Source organism: Stenotrophomonas mexicanensis, from assembly GCF_032911605.1.
GTDB classification, from domain to species: Bacteria; Pseudomonadota; Gammaproteobacteria; order Xanthomonadales; family Xanthomonadaceae; genus Stenotrophomonas; species Stenotrophomonas maltophilia_A.
The window spans coordinates 1-12,042 of sequence record NZ_JAWJTG010000046.1 but is presented as its reverse complement, the minus strand read 5'-3'; the positions used below and the strand labels follow the sequence as shown (position 1 = coordinate 12,042).

9 protein-coding genes are annotated in these 12,042 nt (G+C 65.7%); 1 reads left to right on the top strand and 8 read right to left on the bottom strand.

What is annotated here, in order from left to right:
- Window positions 1–66: 66 nt before the first annotated feature.
- Window positions 67–1,257: a glycoside hydrolase family 18 protein gene (locus R1L06_RS16965; RefSeq protein ID WP_317218278.1), complete on the bottom strand. Its 1,191-nt coding sequence runs from the start codon at window positions 1,255–1,257 to the stop codon at window positions 67–69.
- Window positions 1,258–1,479: 222 nt separating this feature from the next.
- On the opposite strand from R1L06_RS16965, the gene R1L06_RS16960 reads away from it, so the two are divergent.
- Entirely contained in the window at window positions 1,480–2,466 is a 987-nt protein-coding gene (locus R1L06_RS16960; RefSeq protein ID WP_317218277.1) for a tetratricopeptide repeat protein, read from the top strand.
- A 134-nt stretch (window positions 2,467–2,600) separates the two neighbouring features.
- On the opposite strand, the gene pnp is transcribed toward R1L06_RS16960, so the two are convergent.
- The 7 genes from pnp to rimP all read right to left on the bottom strand — a co-directional run bounded on the left by pnp (window position 2,601) and on the right by rimP (window position 11,632).
- Window positions 2,601–4,709 carry a polyribonucleotide nucleotidyltransferase gene (pnp, locus tag R1L06_RS16955; protein WP_125427128.1) on the bottom strand — a complete coding sequence of 703 codons (2,109 nt, stop codon included), beginning with the start codon at window positions 4,707–4,709 and terminating at the stop codon, window positions 2,601–2,603.
- Window positions 4,710–4,860: 151 nt separating this feature from the next.
- The gene (gene rpsO, locus R1L06_RS16950) at window positions 4,861–5,121 is read right to left on the bottom strand and encodes a 30S ribosomal protein S15 (RefSeq protein WP_005410445.1); all 261 of its coding nucleotides are present in this window, start codon (window positions 5,119–5,121) and stop codon (window positions 4,861–4,863) included.
- A 174-nt stretch (window positions 5,122–5,295) separates the two neighbouring features.
- On the bottom strand, window positions 5,296–6,204 hold the full coding sequence (gene truB / locus R1L06_RS16945) for a tRNA pseudouridine(55) synthase TruB (protein WP_317218276.1): 909 nt from the start codon (window positions 6,202–6,204) through the stop codon (window positions 5,296–5,298).
- A gap of 107 nt (window positions 6,205–6,311) precedes the next feature.
- Window positions 6,312–6,695 carry a 30S ribosome-binding factor RbfA gene (gene rbfA, locus R1L06_RS16940; protein ID WP_005410447.1) on the bottom strand — a complete coding sequence of 128 codons (384 nt, stop codon included), beginning with the start codon at window positions 6,693–6,695 and terminating at the stop codon, window positions 6,312–6,314.
- A 92-nt stretch (window positions 6,696–6,787) separates the two neighbouring features.
- Window positions 6,788–9,433, bottom strand: coding sequence for a translation initiation factor IF-2 (infB, locus tag R1L06_RS16935; protein WP_032128650.1), 2,646 nt, complete (start codon window positions 9,431–9,433; stop codon window positions 6,788–6,790).
- Window positions 9,434–9,525: 92 nt separating this feature from the next.
- A complete protein-coding gene (nusA, locus tag R1L06_RS16930) occupies window positions 9,526–11,037 on the bottom strand; it encodes a transcription termination factor NusA (RefSeq protein ID WP_005410449.1) in 1,512 nt (503 codons plus the stop codon).
- A 4-nt stretch (window positions 11,038–11,041) separates the two neighbouring features.
- Window positions 11,042–11,632, bottom strand: coding sequence for a ribosome maturation factor RimP (gene rimP, locus R1L06_RS16925; protein ID WP_032128649.1), 591 nt, complete (start codon window positions 11,630–11,632; stop codon window positions 11,042–11,044).
- Window positions 11,633–12,042: the final 410 nt, after the last annotated feature.

Genomic DNA, 12,042 nt, shown 5'->3' with positions numbered 1-12,042 from the left:
TGGACATGCTGTGCGGGGTCGGGCCGATGGCGTTGCGGCGTTGCGCCGGACATCGCCTGATGCAGCTCAATCGCCGATGCGTGCCTTCTGCCAGGGGCCCAGCATGGCGTTGAGCAGGCTGGCCTGTTCGTCGTCGCCGGTCAGCTCCCACATGAAGACGCCGGCCAGGCCCTGCTCGCGGGCGAACTGCGCACGCAGGCCGATCGAGCGCGGGTCTTCATAGCTGATGAAAACCTTCTGCTCGGCGTTGTACAGCCACGGGCTCTGCGCCTGTGGTTGCCAGTGCTTCGTCCAGCCCGGCTGGTCGAGATAGCGCGCCTTGATCACGCGCCAGTCGCCGGCATCGGCCGGTGCACTGTAGGACTGGTACAGCCCATCCGGCGCATCGCCGGTGACCTTGAAGCCGCGCCCGTAGAACGGCACACCCAGCACCAGCTTGTGGGCTGGCACCCCGCGCTCGCGGTAGTACTGCACCGCGCCGGCAACGTTGTTCCAGCGCCGCAGTTCCGGCGCCAGCGGATCGGTCGGCACTTCATGCAGGGGCGCATTGAACGTCGACACCGCCGAGAAGCCGGTGCCCATGTCGTAGCTCATCAGGTTGATGAAATCGAACACCTTGGCCAGCGCCGGCAGGTCATAGCTTGCGGCTGGATCGTAGGGGCCATCGGTCTGCAGGCGACCGGCGGCCAGTGCGGCGGTCAACAGCATCGGATGCCCCGCCTTGCGGCCATGCGCATCAAGGGCCACGCGGAACGCCTGCGCGAGCCGGGTCAGATTGGCGCGGTCCTGCGGGCGGTGTGCCAGCTCCTTTGGCCCGCCACTGACCGGGAACTCCCAGTCGATGTCCACGCCATCGAAACTGCCAGCATGACGATCGAAGAACAGCGCCATGCATGAGTCGACCAGGCGCTTGCGGCTGCCCTCGGTCAGCGCTGCATCGGAGAATCCACCTGCCCCCCAGCCACCGATCGAGATCAGCGTGCGCAGATGCGGGTGCGCCTTCTTCAGCTCGGCCAGCGCCGCGAAATTCTTCGGCGCTTCCGCACCGATCGTGCAGCGCCCGTCCTCGATGGTGGAGAACGCGTAGAACAGGTGGGTGAGGCGCTCGGCCGGAATGCTCGACACCGGGTAGCGCTCGGCCGAACCACCGGGGTAGTAGGCACCGAAGATCGGCGGCTGCGCGGGTGCCGCATGCACGGCTATGGGCAAAGCACCGGCAATCAGCACGGCAAGGGCAACCACAGTCTGGCGGAACATGGGATCTCCCGGTTCGAAGGCGCAGCCACGTTAGCAAACGGATGGGGCTGTGGGACGGTTGTCGTGGCATGTCGTCCAGTGGACAGGTGCATCCCGCCGGATGACGACAACGCGCCAGTCATGCAACGACCCTCATGCACTGCAGCAGGACACACGCCGACGCCGCGTTCGCGGGCTCGCGCATCGGCTAAGGTAGCCGCGGACCTTCAACCGCGCATGGACATGAGCACCGACCACGACAACCTCGACGACGGCGACCTGCTGGACGACGAAACCCTCGACGAATGCCAGGCCCTGGAGGCACGCGCCTACGGCGCCTTCCGCGAAGGCGACCTGCAACAGGCGGTGGCGCTGTTCGGCGAGCTGATCGCACTCGCCCCCGAAGTGCCGTACCTGCATTACATGCGCGGATTGGCGCACAAGTACCTGCGCGACTGGGCTGCCTCACTGCAGGACAACCTGCAATCGGAGCAGCTGCGCGGCGAGTTCGATGTCGCCACTGCCTGGAATGCCGGCATCGCCGCCACCGGCATGGCGGACTGGGCCGAAGCACGACGCCAGTGGACCCGCTGTGGCATCACCCTGCCCGAAGGCGAGGGCCCGATCGAGGGCCACTTCGGCGTGGCCTGCGTGCGCCTGGCGCCATGGTCCGACGCCGAGGTGGTGTATATGAGCCGCATTGATCCGGTGCGTGCACGCATCGACAACGTACCGCTGCCCGAAAGCGGCTTCCGCTTCGGCGACATCGTGCTGCACGACGGCGCATCAACCGGCCATCGCACCTACGGCGAGCGCCAGGTGCCGGTGTTCAATGCCATGCAGCGCCTGCAGGCATCGGACATGGCGACCTTCACCGTGTTCGTGCAGTGCGATTCGGCCGATGACATCACTGCCCTGGAAGCCATCACCCTGCCTGGCATCGGCATGGTCGAGGACTGGACGGCCACCGTGCGCCGGCTGTGCCGCCGCTGCAGCTGCGGCACGCCGCACCAGCATGGTGACGAGGCGCCAGATGAAGACCAATGGAGACGCGAACGTGACCTCGGCGTGGCCGCACAGGGCCGGGCTGCGGCGGAAAAGCTCATGGCGGTGTGGGTCGCTGCAGCCCCCGGCCGGGTGCTGGAGGCCATCGAACAGCGCGAGCACCCGATGAGCGACCCGGAGCCAGGCCAGGTCTGGTGGCTGGGGGAGGACGAAGAAGACGCGTAAGTGCAAGGACCAACGGTCCTCATCCACAGGATTCCAGGCAAAGAAAAAGCGGGCCGAAGCCCGCTTTTTCATTTCAGCGATTCCAGGAGCGTGTCAACCAAGGTTGACACCTACCGTAATCGACCGGAGGTCGATTATTCGGCGCTGGCGGCTTCGCCTTCTTCAACGGCCTTCATCGACAGGCGGATACGGCCCTGCTTGTCGACTTCCAGCACCTTGACCTTGACCACATCGCCTTCCTTCAGCACGTCGCCGACCTTCTCGACGCGATCGCTGGAGATCTGCGACACGTGGACCAGACCGTCCTTGCCCGGCAGGATCGTGACGAACGCACCGAAGTCCATGATCTTGGCGACCTTGCCTTCGTAGATGCGGCCCGGCTCGACGTCCGAGGTGATCTGCTCGATGCGGGCCTTGGCGGCCTGGGCAGCGATGGCGTTGACCGAAGCGATGACGATGGTGCCGTCGTCCTGGATGTCGATCTGGGTGCCGGTTTCCTTGGTGATGGCCTGGATGGTCGAGCCACCCTTGCCGATCACTTCGCGGATCTTGTCCGGGTGGATCTTGATGGTCAGCAGGCGCGGCGCGTAGTCCGACAGCTCTTCACGCGGAGCGGTCAGGCCGTGGGCCATTTCGCCCAGGATGTGCAGACGGCCAGCCTTGGCCTGCTGCAGAGCCTGCTTCATGATCTCTTCGGTGATGCCTTCGATCTTGATGTCCATCTGCAGGGCGGAGATGCCCTCAGCGGTACCGGCCACCTTGAAGTCCATGTCGCCCAGGTGATCTTCGTCACCCAGGATGTCGGACAGGACGACGAAGCGCTCGCCTTCCTTGACCAGGCCCATGGCGATACCGGCAACCGGCGCCTTCACCGGCACGCCGGCGTCCATCAGGGCCAGCGACGAACCGCAGACCGATGCCATCGACGAGGAACCGTTCGACTCGGTGATTTCCGAGACGACGCGGATGGTGTACGGGAAGGCTTCCAGCGACGGCATGACAGCCAGCACGCCGCGCTTGGCCAGGCGACCGTGGCCGATTTCGCGGCGCTTCGGGCCCATCATGCGGCCGCACTCACCCACCGAGAACGGAGGGAAGTTGTAGTGGAACAGGAAGTTTTCCTTGTACTCACCGGCAACGGCATCGATGACCTGGCCATCACGGGCGGTGCCCAGGGTGATGGTCACGATGGCCTGGGTTTCGCCGCGGGTGAACAGCGAGGAACCGTGGGTACGCGGCAGCACGCCGGTCTTCACGGCGATCGGGCGGACGGTGTCCAGCGCACGGCCGTCGATGCGGACCTTGGTGTCCAGCACCGAGTCACGCATGGTGCGGTATTCCAGCTCGCCGAATTCCTTCGACAGCTCGGCCGGGTTCCAGCCTTCAGCGGCCACGCGGCCAGCCAGGGTTTCGACCACGTCCTTCTTGATCGCCGAGATGGCGTCACGGCGCTGCAGCTTGTCACGCACCTGGAAGGCTTCGCCCAGGCGCGGGCCGATGGCTTCCTTCAGGGCGGAGATCAGCGCGTCGTTCTTGGCCGGAGCTTCCCAGGTCGACGGCTTGGTGCCGGCTTCGACGGTCAGCTCGTTGATCGCGTTGATGACCTTCTGCATTTCGCGGTGACCGAAGGTCACGGCGCCCAGCATCACTTCTTCGGACAGCAGCGCGGCTTCGGATTCGACCATCAGCACGGCGTTGGAGGTACCGGCGACGACCAGTTCCAGCTGCGAGTCAGCCAGTTCGCTGACGGTCGGGTTCAGGATGTACTCGCCGTTCTTGTAACCGACCTTGGCAGCGCCGATCGGACCCATGAACGGGGTGCCGGCCAGGGCCAGGGCAGCCGAGGCGCCGATCAGGGCCGGGATGTCACCGTCCACGTCCGGGTTCAGCGACATGACCGTGGCGATGATCTGCACTTCGTTCTTGTAGTCTTCCGGGAACAGCGGACGGATCGGACGGTCGATCAGACGCGAGATCAGGGTTTCCTTCTCGGTCGCACGGCCTTCACGCTTGAAGAAACCACCCGGGATACGGCCGCCGGCGTAGAACTTTTCCTGATAATCGACGGTCAGCGGGAAGAAGTCCTGGCCTTCGCGCGCGCTCTTGGCGGCGACGGCGGTGACCAGCAGTACGGTGTCGTCCATCTTGACGATGACGGCACCGCTGGCCTGACGGGCGACTTCGCCGGTCTCGAGCGTGACGGTGTGCTTGCCGTACTGGAAGGTTTTGGTGATTTTTGCCACGGAGGGTGTCCTTGGGGATGCTGTCTGCGAATTTGGACCGTCGGCGACCCTTGCCGCCAGCGGGTGGCCGGATCGTTCCGGCCTGAATCGGGGATTGCGGTGCTACAAAACAAAACCGCGGCGCATCGCTGCGCCGCGGGGGATTCGTTGCTTAGCGACGCAGGCCAAGCTTCTCGATCAGGGCCTTGTAACGCTCGACGTCCTTCTTCTTCAGGTAGTCGAGCAGGCTGCGACGGCGGTTGACCATCTGCAGCAGGCCGCGGCGGCTGTGGTGGTCCTTCTTGTGGGTCTTGAAGTGGCCGGTCAGCAGTTCGATGCGGGCGGTCAGCAGTGCAACCTGGACTTCCGGGGAGCCGGTGTCAGCCGAGCTGCGCTTGTTGTCTTCAATGACCTTCTGGGTGTCGATCGACATTTCTTTTTTTCTCTGTGATGCGTGGCCGGCAGGAACGCGCTTCGCGCACCGCCAGGCTCGCCGTGGACTACGAGGATGAAACCTGCGCGAAGCAGGCTGCCGGAAAACGGCCGCGAAATTGTAACGGCCGGGGGCTTCCGGGACAAGGACCGGGGCTGAACCGCCCGGCCCAGGTCAGAGGTTGAAACGACGCTGCGGGGCCAGCAGGCCACTGTCATCGACCTGGCCCAGGCCCTGGACAGCATCGTCCGGGCCAAACACGGCCACCAGGCCATGCGGCCAGGACAGGTCGCGCTGGCGCTGGCCGACGCAGAAGCGGTGGGCCTGGTCGGCATCGAGGTCGACCCGCGGGTATTCAGCCAGGCCGGCCGCCAGTGGCAGCAGCAGCGCGTCCATCCCAGCCTCGTCGCCTGCCTCGACCATCGCCCGCAGCTGGTCCAGGGTGACCATCGCCGGTTCACGGAACGGCTCGACCCACAGCCGGCGCAACGCACTGATGTGGGCACCGCAGCCCAGTGCCTCGCCCAGGTCGCGGGCCAGGCTGCGGATGTAGGTGCCGGAGCCACAGGTCACGCGCAGCCGCAGCCGTTCCGGCTGCTGCTCCAGTACCTCGATGGCGTGCACCTGCACCTCGCGCTCCGGCGCGTCGATGACGTCACCGCGGCGGGCCTTCACATACAGCGGTTCCCCACCCTGCTTCAGTGCCGAATAGATCGGGGCACGCTGGCGGATGCTGCCGGTCAGCGGCGCCAGCGCCGCCTGCAGGGCCTCGGCACTGATCGCCGGCACCGCGCGCTGCAGCAGCACCTGGCCTTCGGAGTCGTCGGTGTCGGTGGTCTGGCCCAGCATGATCTCGGCGTCGTACGCCTTGGCCGAGCCGAGCAGTAGTCCGGCAATCTTGGTCGCCTCGCCGAAGCACAGCGGCAACAGGCCGGTGGCCAGCGGATCGAGGCTGCCGGTATGGCCACCCTTTTCGGCACGGAACAGGCGACGGGCCACCTGCAGGGCGGCGTTGGAGCTCATGCCGGTCGACTTGTCGAGCAGCAGGATGCCATCCAGGCGGCGGAACTGAATTCGGGTCATGACAGGATTTTGTAGAGTCGAGCCATGCTCGACTGCTGCAGCGCGGTCTGCATCAGACATCGCGCAGCCGGAATGCAACAACGCCGGGCATGCCCGGCGTCGCGCGGTTATTCTTCGTCGCTCTCGCGACGCTTCTCAGCGGCCAACGTATCAGGCAGATCGCGCAGGATGTTGTCGATGTGCTCACCACGGTCGACCGAGTCGTCGTAGTGGAAATGCAGCTCCGGCACGTGGCGCAGCTTCATCGCACGGGCCAGGTCCATGCGCAGGCGGTAGCCCAGCTCCTTCAGGCCGGCCACGGCTTCGGCCGAACGTTCCGGCATCAGCGCGGTGACGAACACCTTGGCATGGGCCATGTCGCGGGTGATTTCCACGTCGGACACGCTCACCGAGGGCAACCCGTGCTCGCGCACAGCGTTGTGCACCAGGGTGCCGAGTTCACGGCGCAGCTGGGCGGAGACACGGTCGGTTCGATGGAAAGTCTTGGGCACGAGGAGCTCTTGGTTCAGTTGTCGCCCGACCAACGGTCGGGCGCTACAGGTCCATGGTGGGGCCCGACCGTTGGTCGGGCCACCTTGCAGCATTACAGGGTGCGCGGCACTTCGATACGCTCGAAGCACTCGATCTGGTCACCCGGCTTGACGTCGTTGTAGGCCTTCACCGCGATACCGCACTCGGTACCGTTGCGGACTTCCTCGACGTTCTCCTTGAAGCGACGCAGCGATTCCAGCTCGCCCTCGAAGATCACCACGCTGTCGCGCAGCACGCGGATCGGCTTGTTGCGCTTGACCACGCCCTCGATGACCATCGAGCCGGCCACGGCGCCCAGCTTGGAGCTGCGGAAGACGTCGCGGACCTCGGCGATACCGATGATCTCTTCGCGGATCTCCACGCCCAGCAGACCGGAAGCCACCTGCTTCACCTGATCGATCACGTCATAGATGATCGAGAAGTAACGCAGATCGACGCCGTTGGATTCGATGATGCGACGGGCCGAAGCGTCCGCACGCACATTGAAGCCGATGACGGTGGCCTTCGAAGCGGCCGCCGAGTTGGCGTCCGATTCGGTGATGCCGCCCACGCCGGAGTGGATCACGTTGATGCGGATGTCTTCGTTGGACAGCGCGACCAGTGCCTGGCTCAGGGCCTGCACCGAACCCTGCACGTCGGCCTTGATGACCAGGTTGAGGACCTGCTGGCCCTCGCCCTTGCCCAGGGTCGCCATGATGTCTTCCATGCGGCTGCCGGCGGTGGCGACCAGGCGCGATTCACGGCGCTTGGTCTCACGCTGCTGGGCAACGTCCTTGGCCAGGCGCTCGTCCTCGACGACCACGAAGTCATCACCCGCTTCCGGCACGCCGGACAGGCCCAGGACCTGCACCGGGATGGACGGGCCGGCGAACTCCGGCTGCTTGCCGGTTTCGTCGAACAGCGCACGCACGCGGCCGTACTGGATGCCGCACACCAGGTAGTCGCCCTTCTTCAGGCGGCCCTGCTGCACCAGCACGGTGGCGACCGGGCCACGGCCCTTGTCCAGCGACGATTCGATCACCACGCCCGAAGCGCGGCCTTCGTCGACGGCCTTCAGTTCCAGCAGTTCGGCCTGGATCGAGATGGCGTCCAGCAGGTCGTCGATGCCCAGGCCGGTCTTGGCCGAGATCTCCACCATCTGCGTGTCACCACCGAAGTCTTCGGCCACGACCTGCTCGGACAGCAGTTCGTTCTTGACCCGCATCGGGTCGGCGTCGGACTTGTCGATCTTGTTGATCGCCACGATCAGCGGCACACCCGCCGAACGGGCGTGCTGGATCGCTTCCTTGGTCTGCGGCATGACGCCGTCATCGGCGGCCACGACCAGCACCACGATGTCGGTCAGCTTGGCGCCGCGCGCACGCATCGAGGTGAATGCCGCGTGGCCCGGGGTATCCAGGAAGCTGATCACGCCCTTCGGCGTATCCACGTGGTAGGCACCGATGTGCTGGGTGATGCCGCCGGCTTCGCCGGTGGCGACCTTGGTGCGGCGGATGTAATCCAGCAGCGAGGTCTTGCCGTGGTCGACGTGGCCCATGATGGTGACCACCGGCGGACGCTGGGTGGCTTCGCCCTGGTTTTCACCGGTCGAGGCCAGCAGTGCGTCTTCGGCGTCGTTGTCGTTGGCACGGATCGCCTTGTGGCCGAGTTCTTCGGTCACCAGCGCGGCGGTGTCATGGTCGATGGACTGGGTGATGGTGGCCATCACGCCCATCTTGAACAGCGCCTTGACCACCTCACCGCCCTTCAGCGCGAGCTTCTGCGCCAGGTCGGCCACGGTGATCGTGTCGCCGATCGCCACTTCACGCACCACCGGCGCGGTCGGACGCTCGAAGGCGTGCGGACCTGCATTGTTGCCACCGCGCGACATGTCGCGACGGCCACCGGCCTGGTTACGCCCGCCCGGACGACCACGGGTGTTGCTGTTGTTGCTGTTGCCACGGCGCGCGCGGTCGGCAGCCGACAGGTGCATCTGGCCGGCGAAACGGTCGCCCGGGCCACGCTCGTTGCGCGGCGCGCTGCGGTTGTTGCGGTCGTCGTTGCGCGGCGGCGGCGGAGCGCTGCGCGGCGCAGCCGGAGCGGCGGCCGGAGCACGCGGCGGGCGCGGCGCGGTTTCATCGATAGGAGCGCGCTTGGGCTTGCTGGCAGCCAGCGCCTCGGCAGCCTTGGCGGCGGCCGCAGCTTCCTCGGCGGCCTTCTTCTCGGCCTCTGCGCGTTCCTTGGCCGCAACCTCTTCCTCACGGGCACGGACGATGGCTTCGTCGCGCAGACGATCCTTCTCGGCCAGGGCCTGCTGTTCGGCAAGGTTGCGCGCGCGCGACTCTTCCAGCTTGCGCAGGATGTCGGCGCGCTCTTCGTCCGGGGTCATGGCGCGAGCACCATCCTTGACGTAGGTACGCTTCTGGCGCACCTCGACATTCACGGTCGTCTTGCTGCGACCGGAACTGACCGTCACTTCCTGCTGTTTCCGGCGGTTGAGCGTGATCTTCTTTGCAGACTGATCAGTTTCTTCCGGGGCCTGCTCGGGCTTGCCGTGCGAACGACGAAGGAAGCCCAGGAGCTTCACCTTCTCGGTGCTGGTCACGACCTGGTCGGGACCGCTGAACTTCATGCCGGCACCGGCCAGCTGTTCCAGCAGTTTTTCGACCGGCGTGTTGACCAGTTCGGCAAGCTTGCGGATGGTGGTTTGCTGCGACATTCGGATCCTATGATCTTGTGGGCGCCCCCCCGCATCTGGAGGTGGCGCGGATTCTACGCCCTGAGCGGCTCAGGGCCCTGTTCATTGCCGGCTCATTCGCCGCGTTCCAGTCGGGCGATCTCCTCGGCACGTGCGGCCAGGATCAGCGCAGCGGCGCGCGCCTGATCCAGCCCTTCGATGCCGAAGTCCATGACCTCGTCGGCGGCCAGGTCGGACAGGTCCTCACTGGTACGCACGCCGTGGCCGGCCAGCGCATACGCGGTGGCTTCGTCCATGCCCTTCAGGGACAGCAGGTCCTGCGCCGGCTGGCCGTCTTCAAGGCCTTCCTCGACTGCCAGGGCCTCATTGAGCAGCGCATCGCGGGCACGAGCGCGCAGCTCTTCGACGATGTCTTCGTCGAAACCTTCCACGGCCAGCAGTTCGCCGACTGGGACATATGCGATTTCCTCGACGGTGCCGAAGCCTTCGCTCACCAGGATGCCGGCGATTTCCTCGTCCACTTCCAGCTTGTCCATGAACAGCTGGCGGGCCGAAGCCTGCTCGGCCTCCGACTTGGCGGTGACCTGGTCCTGGGTCATCACGTTGAGCTGCCAGCCGGTCAGGCGGCTGGCCAGGCGCACGTTCTGGCCGCCCTTGCCGATCGCCTGGGCCAGGCGGTCTTCGGCAACGGCCAGGTCCATCGAGTGCTTGTCTTCATCGACGATGATCGACTGCACTTCGGCCGGCGCCATCGCGTTGATGACGAAGTTGGCCGGGTTGTCGTTCCACAGCACGATGTCCACGCGCTCGCCATTGAGCTCGTTGGACACGGCCTGCACGCGCGAACCGCGCATGCCGATGCAGGCACCGATCGGATCGGTGCGCTGGTCGTGGGCGAGCACGGCGATCTTGGCGCGGTCGCCCGGATCGCGGGCGCAGGCCTTGATCTCCACCAGGCCCTGGCCGACTTCCGGCACTTCCAGCTTGAACAGCTCGATCATGAATTCCGGGGCGGCGCGGCTGATGAACAGCTGCGGGCCACGCGGTTCCGAACGGACTTCGGCCAGGTAGCCGCGCACGCGGTCACCGGCGCGCAGCACGTCACGCGGAATGCCCTTGTCCTTCGGGATGAAGCCTTCGGCGTTGCCACCGAGGTCGACATAGATGTTGCCGCGCTCGGCGCGCTTGACCACACCGGTGATCAGCTCACCCACGCGATCCTTCCATGCATCCACGACCTGCTGGCGCTCGGCTTCGCGCACGCGCTGGACGATGACCTGCTTGGCGGCCTGGGCGGCAATGCGGCCGAAGTCCGGGTTCTCGATCTGCTCTTCGATGTAGTCACCGACGTCCACGCCTTCGGCTTCATCGACGGCGTCCATCAGGCGGATCTGGCGGTCCGGCGATTCCATGACCACGTCATCGGCCACCACTTCCCAGCGACGGAAGGTTTCGTAGCTGCCATCCTTGTGGTCGATGACCACGCGGGTCAGCACTTCCTCGTCGGGATAGCGCTTCTTCGCTGCCGAGGCCAGGGCGGCCTCGATGGCATCGAAGATCACTTCACGCGGCACGCCCTTCTCGTTGGCGACCGCGTCGACTACCAGCAACAGTTCCTTGCTCATTGGCTCACTCCGCGCGCGGCTTCTTTGCCGCCGGCTCGTTGGAAGAAGAATTCGTGTTCGGCTTCGGACGCTTCGGCGCCGGACCGGTCGGCTTGCTCGGGGCCAGCCCCAGCGCCACCCAGTCGGGCATGATCCGTGCCTTGTCGATGTTGTCGGCCGACACGACCACTTCGGCCTTGTCGACGATGAAGGTGATGGCACCTGCGGTCTCGTCGATGGCTTCGATGCGGCCCTGCAGGCGGCGACGGTTGTCCTGCGGCAGCTTCAGCGTGACCTTGGCCATTTCGCCGAGGTGACGGCCGAACTGCTCCAGGTTGAACAGCGGACGATCGACGCCCGGCGAAGACACTTCCAGCGTGTAGTTGCCGCTGATCGGGTCTTCGACGTCCATCTGTGCCGACACTTCGCGGCTGACCCGCTCGCAGTCGTCGACATTGATGATGCGCTCGGGCTGTTCAGCCAGCGGCACGTCGATGTAAAGGCGCAGGGTCGCACCGCCGGGGGCCGGCAGATACTCAACGCCCAGCAGCTCCAGGCCCAGCGACACAACGGTCGGGGCGAGCAGATTCGCGATGTCGGTTGCCTTGTCGCTCACAGCCTGCCTTGATCTCTTGGTTGGGTGCCGGCCTTGGCCGGCATGGAAACATGACGCCCCGGAAACGACAAAGGGCCCGCTGGGCCCCTTTTCCGGAAAGACTCCGGTGACTGGATTCCGGTTGCAACCTGCAGTGCCTGCCGGTTGCGGCCCTCCTTCCGGGTCCGGACTCCCGCTGGGAGGCCGCCTTCAGGGGTATTGCTAGGCCGCTGATGATAGCGACTGCACCGCGCTGGTGCAAGGCTTGGACCCGCCTGAAACCGGCCGCTTCGCTCGCCGGGCATGGCCCGGCGGATCAACCAGAGCCGCAAAGAAAAACGCCCTCGAAGCAGGACTTCGAAGGCGATCTCTTTACTTGGTAGCGGGGGCAGGATTTGAACCTGCGACCTTCGGGTTATGAGCCCGACGAG